The 15,956-nt window shown below is 69.8% G+C and carries 19 protein-coding genes; 10 read left to right on the forward strand and 9 right to left on the reverse strand.

Annotated features, from left to right (window positions below; genetic code table 11):
• Positions 1–100 precede the first annotated feature (100 nt).
• The 3 genes from ACWER9_RS09705 to ACWER9_RS09715 all read left to right on the forward strand — a co-directional run bounded on the left by ACWER9_RS09705 (position 101) and on the right by ACWER9_RS09715 (position 2,455).
• Positions 101–658 carry a hypothetical protein gene (locus tag ACWER9_RS09705; RefSeq protein ID WP_452301416.1) on the forward strand — a complete coding sequence of 186 codons (558 nt, stop codon included), beginning with the start codon at positions 101–103 and terminating at the stop codon, positions 656–658.
• 1 nt (position 659) lies between these two features.
• Positions 660–2,081, forward strand: a complete 1,422-nt coding sequence (locus ACWER9_RS09710; protein WP_452301417.1) for a dihydrolipoyl dehydrogenase family protein — start codon at positions 660–662, stop codon at positions 2,079–2,081.
• A 68-nt stretch (positions 2,082–2,149) separates the two neighbouring features.
• On the forward strand, positions 2,150–2,455 hold the full coding sequence (locus ACWER9_RS09715; protein WP_452301418.1) for a hypothetical protein: 306 nt from the start codon (positions 2,150–2,152) through the stop codon (positions 2,453–2,455).
• Between the two features lie 110 nt (positions 2,456–2,565).
• On the opposite strand, the gene ACWER9_RS09720 is transcribed toward ACWER9_RS09715, so the two are convergent.
• Genes ACWER9_RS09720 through ACWER9_RS09740 form a run of 5 tightly spaced genes read right to left on the reverse strand, consistent with a single transcriptional unit; the run spans position 2,566 to position 8,149 of the window.
• Positions 2,566–2,901, reverse strand: coding sequence for a DUF4387 domain-containing protein (locus ACWER9_RS09720; RefSeq protein WP_452301419.1), 336 nt, complete (start codon positions 2,899–2,901; stop codon positions 2,566–2,568).
• Positions 2,891–4,264, reverse strand: coding sequence for an acyclic terpene utilization AtuA family protein (locus ACWER9_RS09725; protein ID WP_452301420.1), 1,374 nt, complete (start codon positions 4,262–4,264; stop codon positions 2,891–2,893). Before ACWER9_RS09725 ends, ACWER9_RS09720 begins: the two co-directional genes overlap by 11 nt.
• 29 nt (positions 4,265–4,293) lie before the next feature.
• Positions 4,294–5,958 carry an FAD-binding dehydrogenase gene (locus tag ACWER9_RS09730; protein ID WP_452301421.1) on the reverse strand — a complete coding sequence of 555 codons (1,665 nt, stop codon included), beginning with the start codon at positions 5,956–5,958 and terminating at the stop codon, positions 4,294–4,296.
• Positions 5,955–6,899 (reverse strand): NAD(P)-dependent oxidoreductase, encoded by a 945-nt coding sequence (locus ACWER9_RS09735; RefSeq protein WP_452301422.1) that lies wholly within the window; start codon positions 6,897–6,899, stop codon positions 5,955–5,957. The genes ACWER9_RS09730 and ACWER9_RS09735 overlap by 4 nt, the downstream gene beginning before the upstream one ends.
• The gene (locus ACWER9_RS09740) at positions 6,899–8,149 is read right to left on the reverse strand and encodes an MFS transporter (RefSeq protein ID WP_452301423.1); all 1,251 of its coding nucleotides are present in this window, start codon (positions 8,147–8,149) and stop codon (positions 6,899–6,901) included. Before ACWER9_RS09740 ends, ACWER9_RS09735 begins: the two co-directional genes overlap by 1 nt.
• 98 nt (positions 8,150–8,247) lie before the next feature.
• Between ACWER9_RS09740 and ACWER9_RS09745 the strand changes: the two genes are divergently transcribed.
• The 3 genes from ACWER9_RS09745 to ACWER9_RS09755 all read left to right on the forward strand — a co-directional run bounded on the left by ACWER9_RS09745 (position 8,248) and on the right by ACWER9_RS09755 (position 10,856).
• Positions 8,248–8,937: a GntR family transcriptional regulator gene (locus ACWER9_RS09745; RefSeq protein WP_452301424.1), complete on the forward strand. Its 690-nt coding sequence runs from the start codon at positions 8,248–8,250 to the stop codon at positions 8,935–8,937.
• Positions 8,934–10,067: a tartrate dehydrogenase gene (locus ACWER9_RS09750; RefSeq protein ID WP_452301425.1), complete on the forward strand. Its 1,134-nt coding sequence runs from the start codon at positions 8,934–8,936 to the stop codon at positions 10,065–10,067. The genes ACWER9_RS09745 and ACWER9_RS09750 overlap by 4 nt, the downstream gene beginning before the upstream one ends.
• 93 nt (positions 10,068–10,160) lie before the next feature.
• A complete protein-coding gene (locus ACWER9_RS09755; RefSeq protein ID WP_452301426.1) occupies positions 10,161–10,856 on the forward strand; it encodes a suppressor of fused domain protein in 696 nt (231 codons plus the stop codon).
• Here the strand turns inward: ACWER9_RS09755 and ACWER9_RS09760 are convergent.
• Positions 10,816–11,187, reverse strand: a complete 372-nt coding sequence (locus ACWER9_RS09760) for a winged helix-turn-helix transcriptional regulator (RefSeq protein ID WP_452301427.1) — start codon at positions 11,185–11,187, stop codon at positions 10,816–10,818. The genes ACWER9_RS09755 and ACWER9_RS09760 overlap by 41 nt on opposite strands.
• On the opposite strand from ACWER9_RS09760, the gene ACWER9_RS09765 reads away from it, so the two are divergent.
• The 3 genes from ACWER9_RS09765 (at position 11,131) to ACWER9_RS09775 (ending at position 13,048) form a co-directional block, all read left to right on the forward strand.
• Positions 11,131–11,877, forward strand: coding sequence for an NAD(P)-dependent oxidoreductase (locus ACWER9_RS09765; protein ID WP_452301428.1), 747 nt, complete (start codon positions 11,131–11,133; stop codon positions 11,875–11,877). The two genes, ACWER9_RS09760 and ACWER9_RS09765, sit on opposite strands and share 57 nt — an antisense overlap.
• A 316-nt stretch (positions 11,878–12,193) precedes the next feature.
• Entirely contained in the window at positions 12,194–12,319 is a 126-nt protein-coding gene (locus tag ACWER9_RS09770) for a hypothetical protein (RefSeq protein ID WP_452301429.1), read from the forward strand.
• Positions 12,320–12,544: 225 nt separating this feature from the next.
• The gene (locus ACWER9_RS09775; RefSeq protein WP_452301430.1) at positions 12,545–13,048 is read left to right on the forward strand and encodes an ankyrin repeat domain-containing protein; all 504 of its coding nucleotides are present in this window, start codon (positions 12,545–12,547) and stop codon (positions 13,046–13,048) included.
• Here the strand turns inward: ACWER9_RS09775 and ACWER9_RS09780 are convergent.
• Positions 13,039–13,584, reverse strand: coding sequence for a TetR/AcrR family transcriptional regulator (locus ACWER9_RS09780; protein WP_452301431.1), 546 nt, complete (start codon positions 13,582–13,584; stop codon positions 13,039–13,041). The genes ACWER9_RS09775 and ACWER9_RS09780 overlap by 10 nt on opposite strands.
• Before the next feature lie 139 nt (positions 13,585–13,723).
• Here ACWER9_RS09780 and ACWER9_RS09785 point away from each other — a divergent pair, with 139 nt between their 5' ends.
• The gene (locus ACWER9_RS09785) at positions 13,724–14,524 is read left to right on the forward strand and encodes an SDR family oxidoreductase (RefSeq protein ID WP_452301432.1); all 801 of its coding nucleotides are present in this window, start codon (positions 13,724–13,726) and stop codon (positions 14,522–14,524) included.
• Between the two features lie 45 nt (positions 14,525–14,569).
• Here ACWER9_RS09785 and ACWER9_RS09790 read toward each other — a convergent pair whose 3' ends face one another.
• On the reverse strand, positions 14,570–15,109 hold the full coding sequence (locus tag ACWER9_RS09790; RefSeq protein WP_452301433.1) for an RNA 2'-phosphotransferase: 540 nt from the start codon (positions 15,107–15,109) through the stop codon (positions 14,570–14,572).
• Positions 15,110–15,416: 307 nt separating this feature from the next.
• Positions 15,417–15,899, reverse strand: a complete 483-nt coding sequence (locus ACWER9_RS09795; protein ID WP_452301434.1) for an NUDIX domain-containing protein — start codon at positions 15,897–15,899, stop codon at positions 15,417–15,419.
• Between the last annotated feature and the right edge of the window lie 57 nt (positions 15,900–15,956).

A 15,956-nucleotide genomic window follows, 5' to 3' on the forward strand; every position in this document is an offset into this window, starting at 1 on the left:
GGGGGATAGAACGTTCGGTCTTGACGATCCGGGTTGAGCCTGTCATGCTGGACAAGACAGAACGATCGGTCTACCAACCCCTCCGCTGAAAGGGTCACCCGTGACCACCATTGCTGCTTCGCCCGGTATCTCCCAGACGGCTTCCGCGCTGCGGCGGCTGTACTTCGTCCGCTTCGCGTTCGCCATCGTCTGGGCTGGCGTCACGATCGCCACCGCCAAGGAGATCAGTCCGCTCGCGGTGGCGCTGTTCGTGCTCTACCCGCTGTTCGACGTGGGCGCCGCCATCTACGACCTCCGTTCGTCGCGGACCGGCTCGCCCGCCCTGCTGTACGTGAACATCGCGGTAAGCCTGGTCACGGCCGTCGGTGTGGGTATCGCAGGCGCGTCCGGTGTTCCCGCTGTCCTGCGGGTGTGGGGTGCTTGGGCGATCGTCGCCGGTCTGGTCCAGTTGGTCGTTGGTGTCACTCGTCGGAAGATGGGCGGGCAGTGGCCGATGATCATCAGTGGTGGCATCTCGGTGCTGGCCGGTGGGTCCTTCATCGCCGGAGCCTCCGCGGACAACCCGTCGCTGACCAACGCTGCCGGCTACGCCATCCCCGGCGCCATCTTCTTCCTCATCGCGGCCATCCGCCTCGGCCGCGCCGCGAAGGGCAACTGACATGACCACCATCGAGTACGACGTCGTCGTGATCGGTGCCGGCCCGGTCGGGGAGAACGTCGCCGACCGGGTCGTGCAGGGCGGGCTGACCGCCGCAATCGTCGAGCGGGAGCTGGTCGGCGGCGAGTGCTCCTACTGGGCCTGCATGCCGACCAAGGCGTTGCTGCGCAGTGCATCCGCGGTGCGCGCGGCTCGCCAACTGCCGGGTGCTCGTGAGGCGGTGACGGGAGACCTGGACGCGGCCGCGGTGCTGGGCCGGCGCGACTCCTTCGCCTCGCACTGGCAGGACGACGGGCAGGTCTCGTGGCTGGAGTCGGCCGGCATCGCGCTGCACCGCGGTCAGGGGCGGATCAGTTCTGCCCGCGTTGTCGAGGTGACAGGCGTCGACGGTGTCACCACGCGCCTGGCCGCGCGGCACGCCGTGGTCGTCGCGGCCGGCAGCAGCGCCCTGTTGCCGGACATCCCGGGGCTGCGTGAGTCGGCGCCGTGGTCCAGCCGCGAGGCCGCTTCGGCCAGTTCGGTTCCCCGTCGGCTCGCCATCATCGGTGGTGGCGTCGTGGCGGCCGAGATGGCGACCGCGTACGCCGCCCTCGGGTCGTCGGTGACGGTGCTGGCCCGCGATGGCCTGTTGCCGTCGGCGGAGCCGTTCGCCGGTGAACTGGTCACCGAGTCGTTGCGCGAGGCCGGTGTGTCCGTACGCCTCGGCGCGGAGGCCGTCGCCGTCAACCGCGACGACAGCGGAACCGTCCACATCAGGACCGCCTCCGACGAGCGGGTCGAGGCTGACGAGGTGCTGGTGGCGGTCGGTCGTACGCCGAACACCCAGGACATCGGCCTCGACCGCATCGGGTTGGCGCCTGGCGGCTGGCTGGCGGTCGACGACACCCTGCGCGTCGTCGGCGGCGGCGAGTGGCTCTATGCGGCGGGCGATGTGAACCGGCGGGTGCTGCTGACCCATCAGGGCAAGTACCAGGCGCGGGCGGTCGGCGACGTGATCGTGGCCCGGGCGAAGGGCGAGAGAGTCGAGGACGGTCGGTGGGGCCGGCACGTGGCGACGGCCGACGAGCGTGCGGTGCCGCAGGTGGTCTTCACCGACCCGGAGATCGCGTCGGTCGGCCTGACCGCGGCTGCGGCCGAGGCGGCCGGGCTACGGATCCGAGTCGTCGACTACGACCTTGGGGCCGTCGCTGGAGCTTCCCTGCACGCCGATGGCTACCGGGGACACGCCCGAATGGTCGTCGACGAGGACCGGAAGGTGATCGTCGGCTTCACCCTTGTCGGCCCGGACGTGGCGGAACTGATTCACGCCGCCACCATCGCCATTGTCGGCGAGGTCCCGCTGGATCGGCTGTGGCACGCGGTTCCGGCGTACCCGACCGTCAGTGAGGTGTGGCTGCGGCTGTTGGAGACCTACGGCCGCTGAATTCAGGTCGGCGGCGCTATTTTTGTCCGAAATGCACCGAACAATCTTTCCACTTTGAGGAGAGTCCCTTGCCCACCAAGATCACGATCATCATCGATAACCCTGCTAGCCCCGACGACTTCGAGCGGGCCTACGCGGACGTGAAGGCTGCCGCAGCGACGTTCCCGAAGCTGCGGCGACTCGAGTCGGCGAAAGTGTGGCCGAAGGAGGATGGCACCGCCACCCCCGCGTACCGGACGCTCGACCTCTACTTCGACAGCTACGAAGACGCCTCCGCAGCAGTCGCGACAACCGTTGCCGCTGATGTCTTCGGCACCCTCGTGGGTACGCAGGTCACGTTCAAGGGGCTGTTCTCGGACATCGAGCAGGCTTAGGGGTTACCAGCTCCCCGGGCGTAGGCAGAAACGACGCCTACGCCCGGGGTTCCTCAGCTGCGGCGGTTTGTTCAGGCCCAGCATTCCCGCTGACCCGGTTGGCACTGGTCTCAGTGCGACTCCGGCAGCGGGAGCATGGCCAGGGGCACATGGTGCTGCCCGGCGTGGATGTCGCGGTCGCGCAGGCTGCCCTGCGCCACGGGGCGCGGGAACGAGATCTTGACGACGTTCAGCGCCGGTATCCGGAAGATGCGGATGGCGTCAGCCGGTACGCCGTAGAGGCGCGCGATCAGCGGCGCGTCCAGGAAGCCCGGGTCGGCTACCACGGCGTACCCGGCAGTGTCGCGCATGAACAGCTCCATCGTCACCCAGAACGGGCCGGCGTTCTTCGACCGAACCTCAAGCGCGAGGTCGGCGACGGTGCGGGGGTGGGCCTTATCGGACATCGCTGTCCTCCGAGAGGTGGATGCGGAAGAGGCTGGTGGGCGAGTCCACGTCGACGACGTGATTGAGGACGAACTCGTACGTCGCGCCGCGCTCGGTCTCTGCGGGGGAGTAGGGGAACGCGAGGCTGGGCAGGTAGTCCATGTCGGGCGTGGGCAGGTGCAGCATGAGCGGATTGGCGATCTTCGCGACGGCGGTGGCCGTCTGCTGATCCACGGCGTTGACCAGGAGCATCACGCCGACCTCGCGCGGTGTCCGGGTGTCCGGGTCCTGTGCCTCCAGTACGGCGTCGTAGCCGTACAGGCGGATGTCGAAGGCGTAGTCGTCGGCGCTGAGCCCGAGCGTCTGGGCGACCCGATCCGTGGTGACCCGGCGCAGCAGCTGTGCCCAGGTGGTGATCTGGCCGAGGATGTGCGGGTCGCGGATGGCGGTGAACGACATTGTCTCGTAGCCGGTGATCCGGGCCCCCTCAAGCTTGTTCGTGTACGGGGCGGGCTCGAAACGGGAGCCCTCCACCCGTACCCGTCGCTCGTCCAGGGCCCGGTAGGTGGCGTCGGCGACCATCAGCGTTCCGGCGGGTTCCCGCATCGAGAACGGGTCGGCGGTCTCGTAGAGCATGTGCGCCGCGACCGAGGTGGGCGTGCAGGCGACGGCCGGGTCGAGCGGCTCGATGGTGAAGCCGGTGGCGTCGATGGTGGCGAAGACCCCGCTGGAGCGCGGGTTCGTGGTGCACTGCGCGCCACACTCGATGATCTTGGCGGCGTGCCAGGTCGGGCCGGCCGGCATGCCGGCCATCAGCGGGAAGGCGGCGGCCAGGGCGGTGTCGGTGGCGCGCCCGGCCAGTACCACGTCGGCTCCGCCCGCAAGCGCCTCGGCGATCGGCTCATGGCCCATCATCGCGACGATGTGCTGGCAGCTGTCCAACGTCGCCGGATCGAGGTCGCCGGCCGGCGGGAGTGGGTGGATCCGGCCCCTGTCGAGATGGTCCTTGAGGTCGGTGGCCCGCTGCTCGCTGTAGATGGTGGCGACCCGCAGGTCCAGCCCTTCCTCGGCCAGGATGCCGCGGGCGATCCCGGCGACCCAGTCCACGCCGGAGTCGGTGCCGCTGGTGCCGCACGAGCCGACGATCAGCGGAATGCGCGCCTTCGCCGCCGCCCGGAGCAGTAGGCGAAGGTCGCGCGCCACGCCCGCGGCGGTGGTCTTGGCCGTGCCGGTGCCCAGATAGTACGGCCCGGAGTCGGTGGACCCTCCGTCCAGAGCGATGACGTCGGCGCCGAGTTCCAGCCCACGGTCAACGATCTCGGGCGGGAATCCCGAGCCGAGCATGCCCGAGGGCACGAGAATGCGTACGCAGTCGCGAGTCACAGTTTCCTCATTTCGCGGGTACGAGCCGGTCATCCGACGGTGCTGGCCACGGCGCGGCCGGCCTGGCGGCCGGAGAAGAGACAGCCGCCCAGGAACGTGCCTTCCAGCGCGCGGTAGCCGTGCATGCCGCCACCACCGAACCCACTGGCCTCGCCGGCGGCGTAGAGCCCGGACACCGGCTGGCCGGCACCGTCCAGCACCCGACCGTCGAGGTCGGTGTGCAGGCCGCCCAGGGTCTTGCGGGTGAGCACATGCAGGCGCACGGCGATCAGCGGCCCGGCCTTCGGGTCGAGAATCCGGTGCGGCGCCGCAGTCCGCATGAGCCGGTCGCCCCGGTAGTTTCGGAAGTTGCGGATGGCGGCGATCTGCATGTCCTTCGTGAAGCTGTTGGCCAGCTCCCGGTCGCGTGCCTCGATCGTGCGCTGGATGTCGAGCGCGTCCAGCAGAGGTTCGTCGGTGAGCGCGTTCATGCCCTTCACCAGCTCGTCCAACCGGTTGGCCACGACGAAGTCGGCGCCCTGTTGCTTGAATGCCTCCACCGGCGCCGGTGCGCCGGCACGGAGGCGGCCGAGCACCTGTTTGACGCTGCGACCGGTCAGGTCCGGGTTCTGCTCGGAGCCGGAGAGCGCGAACTCCTTCTCGATGATCTTCTGAGTGAGAATGAACCAGCTGTGGTCGTGGCCGGTGGTGCGCAGGTGGGCGAGCGTGCCGAGGGTGTCGAATCCGGGGTAGAGCGGCACTGGCAGCCGTCGTCCGCGCGCATCGAGCCAGACCGAGGATGGTCCGGGCAGGATCCGGATGCCGTGCGCGTCCCAGATCGGGTTCCAGTTCTGGATGCCCTCGACGTAGTGCCACATCCGGTCGGGGTTGATCACGGCGCCGCCGGCGTCCTGCGTGATGGCCAACATGCGGCCGTCCACATGGGCGGGCACACCACTGATCATGTGCGTGGGCGGCGTACCGAGCCGTGCCGGCCAGTTGCGGCGGACCAGGTCGTGGTTGCCGCCGATGCCGCCGGAGGTGACGATGACGGCCTGCGCGGTGTAGGCGAAGTCGCCGATCTCCTCCCGCGAGCTGGCGGTGCCGCGGGCGGCGTCGCTGGGCTCCAGGACCCGGCCCGTGGCGCCCACCACCGCGCCGTCGCTGATGGTCAGTGCGTCGACCCGGTGCCGGAAGGCGAACCGGACGAGGCCGCGTCCGGCGGCCTCCCGCACGATCGCGATGAAGGGTTCGAGCAGGCCCGGCCCGGTACCCCAGGTGACGTGGAAGCGGGGCACCGAGTTGCCGTGCCCGGTGGCGTCGTAGCCCCCGCGTTCGGCCCAGCCCACGATGGGGAACATCTTGACGCCGAGGCCCCGCAGCCACGCGCGTTTCTCACCTGCGGCAAAGTCGACGTACGCCTCGGCCCAGCGCCGTGGCCACGCGTCCTCGGGGCGGTCGAAACCGGCGCTGCCCTGCCAGTCCTGCCAGGCGAGGTCGGTCGAGTCGCGGATGCCCATCCGGCGCTGCTCGGGCGAATCGACCAGGAACAGACCGCCGAACGACCAGAACGCCTGGCCGCCGAGGCTCTGCTCGGGCTCCTGGTCGAGCAGCAGGACGGATCGGCCGGCGGTGACGAGTTCGGCGGTGGCCACCAGGCCGGCGAGACCCGCGCCGATCACCATCACGTCCGCGTCCGCTGTCCTGGTGGTCATGCCGGCTCCTTTGGTTGGGTGAGCGAGTGGGCGGGCCGGCCGTCGAGGGCGGCGACGAGTTCCTTGGCGCCCTCAATCCCTGCGGCCAGCCGGGCCTCGGCAGTCTGCCCGGCCATGTGCGAGTAGACAGTGATGCCGGCCACGCCGCGCAGGATGCTGTCGGCGGGCAGGGGCTCCACGTCCACCACGTCGAGGGCGGCGCCTGCCAGCCGGCCGGACCGGACCGCCTCGACCAGGGCTGCCTCGTCGACGAGCGGCCCGCGTGCGGTGTTGATCAGGTGGGCACCCGGCTTCATCCGGGCCAACGCCGCGCTGTCGATGAGATGGCGCGTGAGCGGGGTCAGTGCGGTGTGGACCGACACGAAGTCGGCGTCGCGCAGCAACTCGTCGAGCGTGACTCGGTTGACCGGCGCGGGCAGGCTGCCGGTGCACAGCACCGTCATGCCGAAGGCGGCGGCCAGTGGCGCCACCTGCTGGGCCACCGCGCCCCGCCCGATCAGGCCGAGCGTCTTGCCGCGCAGCTCGTGGCCGTCGGTGCGGGGCCAGCCGCCGGCGGCCACCCCGGCGGCCATCGGCACCAGGCACCGTGCCTGGGCGAGCAGCAACCCCATGGTGTACTCGGCCACCGCGTTGGCGTTGATCCCGGGCAGGTTGCTCACGCTGATCCCGAGACGACAGGCGGCGGCCACGTCGACGGAGTCGTACCCGACTCCGGTACGCACGACGGCGCGCAGGTCCGATGCCTGGCGCAGCACCTCCGCGCTCATCGGCTCGTTGGCGATCAGCGCCCCCTCGACGCCGTCCAGGGCCGTGATCAGCTGCTCCGGCCGGCGTGGTCCCCGCATGGGGTCGTGCCGCGTCGTGAAGCCGAGCCCGGTCAGGTAGGTGTCCACCTCGTCGCCGGGGGCGAGGTAGTCAGTGGTGATGAGGATTGTCGACATCATTCGCTTCCGGTGAGGGTGACGGCCCGGTGCACACGCTGCAGGCGTTCGAGACGTACGACGACGAGCATGGCGAGGAGGGCGAGCACGGCGATGTAGAGCAGCATCCCGTCCCAGCCGACGAGGTCGACCACCGCGCCGATCAGGGCAGGGCCACCGAAGCCGCCCAGGTACCAGGTGACCGCGTACAGGCCGGTGTAGGCGCCGAACACCCGGCTGGACGGCGCCAGGTTCCACAGCGCCACCGCCGCGTTGATCGTGAAGGCGGCGGCGCCGGCCGAGGCCACGCAGAACGCGACGACCGTACCGGTGGCGGTCTGCACGACGGTGCCCGCTGCCAGCGCGACGGCGAAGACGGCGATGCCCACGGCGATGATCCGCAGCCGTCCGAAGCGGTCGGCCAGCAGCGCGGCCGGATAGGCGGCAGCCACGTAGACGATGCCGCTGGGCAGGGTGAGCCCGCCCGCTTCGCCGCGGCTCAGGCTTAGCGCTTCCATGCCGTACGGGGTGATCAGCGACCGTGAGGCGAACCATGCCCCGCCGAAGAGCAGGACGGTCAGCAGCAGCAGGAGCCGGCGGCGGTCCTGGTCGGTGAACAGGCCGGCGACGATCTGCCGCAGCGGTTGGCTGACCGCGGCGGGGCCGGGGGAGGCCTCCTCGGCCACCGCGGCCTGGTAGGCCGCCGACCGGCTGTCGCGCACGTTGGCCAGCAGCACGAACGTGGCGGCCAGCATGATCACCGACGGGATGACGAAGGCTGCCCTGGGATGCTCGTCCACCACGAGCAGGCTGATCAGCGACGCGACGATGATGGTCAGGGCGGTCGCGATCTTCACGACGGCGTTCGCCCGGCTGCGCCGTTGCGGGGGCAGGAAGTCCGGCACCAACGACTCCGCAAGCGGTCGTGTGGTGTTGGCGATCAGCGCGTAACAGAACATCACCACGACAAGCGTGGCCAGCGACGTGGTCCACGGCAGGAGGACGAAGACCAGCGCGGCCAGGGGCATGCCCACCGCGAGGTACGGGATGCGCCGTCCCCACCGGGTCCGGGTGTTGTCGGAGCGGTTGCCGATCCAGGGCTGGATGAAGATTCCCAGCAGGTTGTCCATCCCCATCAGCGCGCCCACGAGCGCCGCGCTCGCCACATGCTCGCGCAGCAGCACTGGCACCTGATTGTCATAGAAGTTCCAGGTCGACTCCTGGGCGAAGAGTGCGAGGGCTATGAAGAACGTGATCCGCCGGTTGGACACACGTCCACCTCCTTGTGTCGCGGGTCACGTTAAATTGCTGTAGCAAACTCGTCAACAGTTGCATACGAGCTTGCTGTGTCATGCGCTAGAGTGCGGTCATGACGACAGCCGGGACGCTCGCCGATCAGGCGTACCGACAAGTTCGCACCGCGATCGCCACCGGCGAGCTCGCGCCGGGAGAGAAAGTCACCGAGCGCGGCATGGCCGAGCGGCTCGCGGTCAGCCCGACACCGGTCCGCGAGGCACTGCGTCGGCTGGAGCTCGACGGGCTGATCGAGCGGATCGGGCCGCGTACCGTGCTGGTCGCCGCCATCCGCGACGCCGCCATCGACGACCTCGCGGAGGTGGAGGTCGGCCTGCGTGGCCTCGTCGCCCGCTTCGCCGCCCGACACGCCACCGCCGAGCAGCTCGACGCGCTCGACGCCATGCTCGACCGCGCCGACGACCTGCTGATCCTTCTCAAGGAGCGGTCCGCGCAGGGCGGGCCGGTCGAGCGGCACCTCACCGAGCTGCTCGACACCATGCAGCAGTTCAACGACACGGTCAGCGCCTGCGCGCACAACCCGGTGCTGGTCCGGATGCTCGAGCAGAGCCGCGTGTTCTCCCGCCCGCAGCGCCGCGAGCTGCTTCTGCAACGGGTGGCGGAGGACGACACGTTCGGTCTGGAGCGATACAGCAGCCACCGGGCGCTCGTCCGGGCACTACGTGCGGGGGACTCCGCCGCCGCGGAGCGCATCGCACTCGAGGACTCGCAGGGCGGCCTCGCAGCGCTTCGAGATGTGCCGTGACCACCCACCAGATCGCCGTCATTCCCGGTGACGGCATCGGCAAGGAGGTCGTCCCGGCCGGCCTCGACGCGCTGCACGCCACTGCACGCCGTTTCGGCCTGACGCTCACCTTCGACAGCTTCGATTTCGCCAGCGCCGACTACTGGCAGCGGCACGGCACAATGCTGCCGCCCGACTGGGAACAGACGCTTCGTGGCTACGACGCCATCTACTTCGGCGCGGTGGGCTGGCCGGAGGTCGTACCCGACCATGTCTCGCTCTGGGGCAGCCTCCTGCAGTTCCGGCGGGTCTTCGACCAGTACGTGAACCTGCGCCCCTGCCGGCTCATGCCGGGCGTCCGCAGCCCCCTGGCCGGCCGGCTCCCGGGCGACATCGACTTCGTCGTCGTCCGGGAGAACACCGAGGGCGAGTACTCAAGCGTGGGTGGGCGGATCTTCGAGGGCACCGACCGGGAAACCGTCCTACAGGAGACGATCATGACCCGTGTCGGCGTCGACCGAGTCCTGCGCTTCGCCTTCGAGCAGGCCCACCGTCGCCCGAAACGGCACCTGACGTCCGCCACCAAGAGCAACGGCATCTCCATCTCCATGCCGTACTGGGACGAGCGGGTGGCCGCGATGGGCGAGCGGTTCCCGGACGTCCGCCTCGACAAGTTCCACATCGACGCGCTCGCGGCGCAGTTCGTACTCCATCCGGAGTGGTTCGACGTGGTCGTGGCCAGCAACCTGTTCGGCGACATCCTCTCCGACCTCGGCCCGGCCTGCACCGGCACACTCGGCATCGCCCCGAGCGCCAACATCAACCCTGAGCGTGAACACCCGAGCCTGTTCGAGCCCGTGCACGGCTCCGCACCCGACATCGCCGGCAAGGGCATCGCCAATCCGATCGGTCAGATCTGGTGCGGCTCGATGATGCTGGAGCACCTCGGCCACCCCGAGGCCGCCGCCCACCTGCTCGGCGCGGTCGAGGACGTCCTGGCGTACGGGCCCGGACAGGCGCCGCTGACCCCCGACCTACACGGCACCGGCACGACGGCGGAGCTGGGCCGGGCGATCGCCGAGAGGGTCAGCGAACGGCCCGTCCGGCACCGCATGAGGTGGCGGCAGGTGGTCAACCGCTCAACTGGCTGAACCTCGTAACCGGCGGTGCCGACCGAGGCGGCAGCGTCCTGTCTGGTCGGGACGAGTTGAAGGCAGAGGGGGCGTTGCATAGGCTGCGTCGCCATGGACGAGTCGCGCGGGTCGGGAGTCCTCCGTCATCAGTCGCTGCACGACGGGTTCGTACCAGCGCAGGGGACGCAGCAGGCCTTCGCCGACGCTATCGACCGACACATCGGGGAACACTTCGGGCCCGTCGAGTTCGTCTACCACGAGATCGCCTCGCACCTGGTTAATGTGCATGTCTATGTCGTGGGCCCGACCGAGGAACGCCCGTACCGGACGCTGATCACTTCTGGGATGAGTGAGCTGCCGATGACGGTCCCGGAGGGCCACGACATCAGCCCGTACGCCGAACTGATGCTCAGCCTGCCGGCAGACTTCCCGCTGACCGAGGCAGCCGGGCTCGGTGACGACACCGGGTGGCCGCTGCGGATCCTCAAGCAGGTAGCTCGGCTGCCGCACGAGTACGGCACCTGGATCGGCGAATGGCATTCCGTGCCGAACGGCGATCCCGCGCAGCCGTACGCTACGGACACTCCGTTCGCCGGAGTCGTCGTCACGCCGATGCTGCGGGTGCCGCCAGAGGCCGGGACGATCGACGTCGGCGGCGGCAGTCGAATCGCGTTGCTCGCACTGATCCCTCTGCATCCAGAGGAGATAGCGGTCAAGGTCGAACGCGGTACCCGCGCACTCATCGAAGTCCTCGACCGTGGCCGCATCACCGAGTTGCTGGAGCCGAGCCGGCCCTCGTACGCCTGACAGCTCGACCGGATGCGCTGACCAAGGTTCCTGGTGATCCGGCTGCCGTGGCGGCCTGATCGAACGCGTCCCGCGCACGCACCAGCTCGCCGAGATGGGTGCGGGCCCAGTCACGCGTGTGCGTGATGACGTCGAGCAGGGTGCGACCGAGTGGTGTCAACCCGTACTCCACGCCGCCATCGTCGGCGCCCTCGACTGGGCAGCGCCACACCAGGCCGTCACGTCCCATCGCGGTCAGCGTCTCGGCGAGCACCTTGGTGCTGATCGGTCGCAGATGACGGCGCAGAACGCCGAAGCGTCGCGGTCCACTCTCCAGACACAGCACGATCATCGCGGTCCACTTGCCGTCACGGCCGCGCTGCTCCAGCAGGACATCCACGTCAACGCCGTGTCCCGCGAACCAACCCGACACGACCTGCCGCACCATCCGCGGCTGCACGTAGTCCAAGGGAACGCTCAGCACCCCGAGGCTCTGGCGGACACACTCGGCACCGTCGACGCCATCGTGCTGGCCGTCACACCGTTCACGGCACCGCCTCCCTCATTCGACGGCTTCGACCTGGACTACTACGCCAACATCATCGCGGGCGTCGACGCCCACTGGCACAGCACGCGTCGACGCCTTGTCGCGGTCGGTCTGACCGCCACACTGCGGCTCGACACGGGCGGGATGTTCATGGAAGACCCGAGCCTGTTTCCGCCCGAACTCACACCGTTCGCCCAGGCGCACGCCCGGCAACTGCCCGCGCTCGCTGGCACCACACTCGACTGGGCGATCCTGGTCCCCCCGGCCGGGTTCGGAACGCCACACGAGTCGGCGGTTGAGCAAGGATACCGACTGGTCGTCGAGCCCATCACTCGTCAACACGCAACAGCTCATCTCACGCACGCCCAGTACGCCCGAGCTGTCGCCACCGAACTGCTACAGCCGGTGACCCACAACGTGCGCGTCGCAGTGATTCCCGCCTACTCAGACCAGCCTGGCCTGGCCATCGACCGTCCACATCGCCAGGATCGATGAATTCCCGTCCCGCAGCCTCAGGTGGGCAGCAGCGGTAGCAGTTCGTCGCCCTGCCGGGCGATCTCTTCAGCGTGCTCGAAGTGGTCAGCACCGGCACCTGCGAGGCTTTGCAGGTCCTTGATGAGCTGCGCGCTGGTCGGTAGACATCCGCCCCGGGAAGCCGCTGACGGACACCCACCGACGCCGGTCCGTCCACGGCTACGGTGCGCCGGGCGGCTACCCGCCGCCGCCCCCGCCACCCGGCTACGGTCACGCGGCCTACGGCCACCACGGCGGCGGGCACCACGAGGAGCACCACGAGCGACGGGGACCCGGCATGGGCGCGATGGCCGCCGGTGTGGTCGGCGGCGCCGCACTCGGCTTCGCCGGAGGAATGGTCGCCGAAGAGGGCTTCGACTCCTTCGGCGGTGACGACGAGGAGGGCGGCGACGACGAGGGCTAGGCGTACTGACCGTGAGGTTGGGGACGCGGCTGGCGGGTGGTAGGCCGTTGAGTGCGGCATCAACCAACTCAAACGCCACCGGGGCGGTGGCCGTGGCCGTGGCCGTGGCCACCAGGCTCGACAACTCGCGGTGCGCTACCAGGCCACACTCCACGTCGTCGCGATCGGCGGGCGGCCCTGAAGGTGCCGCCCGCCGAACTGCAGGACTTGCCTACCCTGAAGACCGTGAACAAGCGACAGCGAAAGAAACGCGCCAAGCGCCTGATGGAGGCGGTGCTCCGCGAAGACGCAACGGCCGCCAGCGCCCTCCTGCGCGCCGGAGCGGACCCCAACGCGGCCGACCGCGAGGGCACGACCCCGCTCTACCAGGCTTCCGTGCATGGCGCGGTCGATCTCGTGCGGCTTCTCCTTGCCGCCGGCGCTACGCCGGACACCGAGAGCGGGCACGGCCAAGAGGGAACGCCCCTCTGCGCTGCGGCGGCCTGGGGACATACCGACGTCGTGCAAGAACTTCTCGCCCACGATGCAGACCCGAACCTTCGCGAAGACCGAGGAACCGGCTACTCGCCACTGGACTGGGCGCTACGAGGCGACCATTCACCAACAGCAGATCTGCTCAGGACCGCTGGCGCCCACTCGGCCGCCACCGACATCTTCGACACCGCGCTCGGCGGTGCGCCTGCTGGCTCGTCAGCTCCTCCGCGGACATACCCGGCTCCTCAGCGTTGAAGCGAGCGCAGCATCAGTGCGAGATAGCGCTGGGAGTCCGCCACGGCATCGGGGCCAGCGGCCAAGACGACGCCGTGGTGGGCGGCGATCAGCAGCCGGAAATCGGCGACGGTCAGGTCGGCGCGGACGGTGCCCGCCGCCCGCGCCCGCTCCAGCAGCCGGGCGATGACCCGTTCCGTCTCCTGCCGCTCATGGTCGAGCCCGTGCCCGGCGATCACCGCGTCGACGTACGCCCTGGTGAAACCTCGGTCCCGCAACTGGTACGCGCAGAGCGTACGGATCAGCTCCCGCAGTGCACGCGCCGGATCCGGGTCGTGCAGGGCTGCGGTGTGCATGGCCGCGCAGTCGCTCCACTGGTCGGCGTAGGCGTCGGCGATGAGGCGATCTCGAGTGGGGAAACGCCGGTAGACGGTGGCGACGGACACCCCGGCGCGGCGGGCGATCCGAGCCACCGTCACGTCCTCGCCTTTCTCGGCGAAGGCCTGCCGGGCCGCGGCTAGGATGCGGAGCCGCTTCTCCTCGGCGTCCAGGCGCATCGATCGAGCGTACGCGCGGCGCGTGCCCAGCGTGCGGAAGTGCGGCAACCCGACGCCGCAGTCTCTCAGTCCGTTGCGGGGGCGGACAACCGGGGCGAATCGTCGGTCCTGCTGCACATCCGAGAAGCAGGGGGAAGACATGAGAACACTCGACGGCACCACCAGTCTCGTCACCGGCGCGAGCCGGGGCATCGGTCGCGCGATCGCCAAGCGGCTCGCCGCGGACGGGTCGCTGGTCGCGGTTCACTACGGCACAAACGGGTCGGCCGCCGAGGAAACCGTCGCGGAGATCGCCGAGGCGGGTGGCGCGGCGTTCGCGGTCGGCGCGCGGCTCGGCGTCGCGGGTGACGCCGATCGGCTCTGGGCGGCCGTGGAGGCCGGGCTGGCCGAGCGCGGCGTACGGCCCGGCGTCGACGTGCTGGTGAACAATGCCGCGGTCGGCGGGGCCACGCCGACGCTCGCCACCGCTCGGCCGGAGGATTTCGACGAGTTGTTCGCGATAAACGTCAAGGCGCCGTTCTTCGTGGTTCAACGTGGGTTGGACCGGCTTCGGGACGGCGGCCGGATCGTCAACATCTCGTCAATCGCCACCCGGGTCGCGATACCCGACACGTTGGCGTACTCCATGACGAAGGGCGCGATCAACACGTTCAGCGTCACGTTGGCGCAGGAACTCGGCGCCAGGGGTATCACGGTGAACGCGGTACTGCCCGGGACCACCGCCACCCAGGCCAACCTCGCGTGGTTCGACGCCCAGCCGGCGCTCCGCGAGGCCGTGACCGGCCTGTCGGCCCTGCGTCGCGTCGGAGAGCCGGCGGACGTCGCGGACGTGGTCGCCTTCCTCGCCTCTCCGGCGGCACGCTGGGTGACCGGCCAGGTGATCGACGCGTCCGGCGGGGCGCACCTCGGCTTCTCGGTCGGCCAGGGCCTGCCGCAGTGAGGTCACCGCATCTCTGCGGAACGGCGGCCCGGGCCGGGCCAGGGCTCAGTCGAGCAGGTAGCTGGCAGGGACCGCGTCGGTGAGCCAGACGCCGTTGGCGCTGCGGTAGAACACGTGCCCGTCGGCGGCCATCGCCGCCGCGTCGATGGTGAGGATCACGACTCGACCGGCCCGTCGGGCGCCGACCCGGTAGGCGGTGTCGGTGTCGGCGGAGAGATGGACGTGGTGCCGGCCCCCGCGGTGCAGGCCGGTGGCCCGGATCGACTCCAGCGCGCCGGTGCTGGTGCCGTGATAGAGCAGGTCCGGTGGGGTCGCCGGGGGTAGCCCGAGGTCCACTGGGACCGAGTGGCCCTGGTTGGCCCGGATCCGCAGCACCCCGTCGGTGCCACGCTCGACGGCGAACCGCTGCTTGTCGTTGCCGGCGACGACCTCGTCCAGCTCGGCCCGGTCGATCCGCAGGGCGGCGAGCAGAACGTCGACAGGTGTCCAACCGGCCGGGTCGAGTATCAGGCCGGCCCGGTCGGGACTGTGCCGGAGGGCCTTCGACATCCGTTTGCTCAGCTTCACCAAATGCTCGCGTTCCACGGTGGCATTGTGGTTGATCCCCCTCGGTCGAATCGAGAGGTTTTGTGGTCGGGCCGGGGATCGCGGTGCGCGGTGCTCCGGTCCGGGCCGAGGAAACACGTCTTCCGCACCGTCCGCCACGCGACCGTAATGTCTGGGGTTGCTCTTGGTTCTGCCGTCAGCAGGTCGTCGCGTCCTGCGCCGTCAACGCCTCGGTCGTCCTGCTTTCGGGTGCCACGAGGACATCTCCTCCTCGAACGATCATCAGGTGGGCAGCCGGCCCGACACGACGAGCCTCGGGGCGTTGCTGGGATGCGGCGGGTCGAGATCAGGACACCGGCACGCCGTCTTCGAGGTAGCGGGTCGACCCGTCGGCACGCGCCTGGAGGCATTCGGCGACGCGGCGGGCCAGCAACGGCTGCAACCGCTGGCGCGTCTGCGGCGGGGTAGACCACGCCCAACCCTTCAACTCGGCGGGTGGCACGACGATCCGCTGGGCCTGAACCGCGTCCAGGACACCGCCGTCGAAGACGAGCATCACACCGTCGGTGCGGCCATCACGGACCGGCACCCAGTCCACGACGAGCAGCCGACCCGGCGTCAGGCTCACGCCGAGCTCTTCGCGGCACTCCCGCACCGACGCCTGCCACGGCGACTCGCCGGCCTCGACACTCCCTCCGGGAATCTCCCAGTCCGCCTTGTACGCCGGCTCGACCAGCAGAACCCGATCCTGCGAATCGGTGATCAACAGCCCGGCAGCCATCCGCTTACGCGGGAGACCAGCGGTGAATTCCTGGGGGTCGGAGGGCATACGGGCACCGTAGAACTCCAGGCAGCCGACACGCCCGCAGCGCCACGCACCAACAAT

The sequence above is a fragment of the Micromonospora sp. NPDC003944 genome (genome assembly GCF_053605225.1).

Bases quoted from the DNA above. Each gene is read 5' to 3' on its own strand.
- ACWER9_RS09710 (WP_452301417.1), top strand. From the start codon at position 660: ATGACCACCATCGAGTACGACGTCGTCGTGATCGGTGCCGGCCCGGTC.
- ACWER9_RS09720 (WP_452301419.1), bottom strand. From the start codon at position 2,901: ATGTCCGATAAGGCCCACCCCCGCACCGTCGCCGACCTCGCGCTTGAG.
- ACWER9_RS09730 (WP_452301421.1), bottom strand. From the start codon at position 5,958: ATGACCACCAGGACAGCGGACGCGGACGTGATGGTGATCGGCGCGGGT.
- ACWER9_RS09735 (WP_452301422.1), bottom strand. From the start codon at position 6,899: ATGTCGACAATCCTCATCACCACTGACTACCTCGCCCCCGGCGACGAG.
- ACWER9_RS09745 (WP_452301424.1), top strand. From the start codon at position 8,248: ATGACGACAGCCGGGACGCTCGCCGATCAGGCGTACCGACAAGTTCGC.
- ACWER9_RS09755 (WP_452301426.1), top strand. From the start codon at position 10,161: ATGGACGAGTCGCGCGGGTCGGGAGTCCTCCGTCATCAGTCGCTGCAC.
- ACWER9_RS09765 (WP_452301428.1), top strand. From the start codon at position 11,131: ATGACGGCGCAGAACGCCGAAGCGTCGCGGTCCACTCTCCAGACACAG.
- ACWER9_RS09760 (WP_452301427.1), bottom strand. From the start codon at position 11,187: ATGATCGTGCTGTGTCTGGAGAGTGGACCGCGACGCTTCGGCGTTCTG.
- ACWER9_RS09770 (WP_452301429.1), top strand. From the start codon at position 12,194: ATGGGCGCGATGGCCGCCGGTGTGGTCGGCGGCGCCGCACTCGGCTTC.
- ACWER9_RS09780 (WP_452301431.1), bottom strand. From the start codon at position 13,584: ATGCGCCTGGACGCCGAGGAGAAGCGGCTCCGCATCCTAGCCGCGGCC.
- ACWER9_RS09785 (WP_452301432.1), top strand. From the start codon at position 13,724: ATGAGAACACTCGACGGCACCACCAGTCTCGTCACCGGCGCGAGCCGG.
- ACWER9_RS09795 (WP_452301434.1), bottom strand. From the start codon at position 15,899: ATGCCCTCCGACCCCCAGGAATTCACCGCTGGTCTCCCGCGTAAGCGG.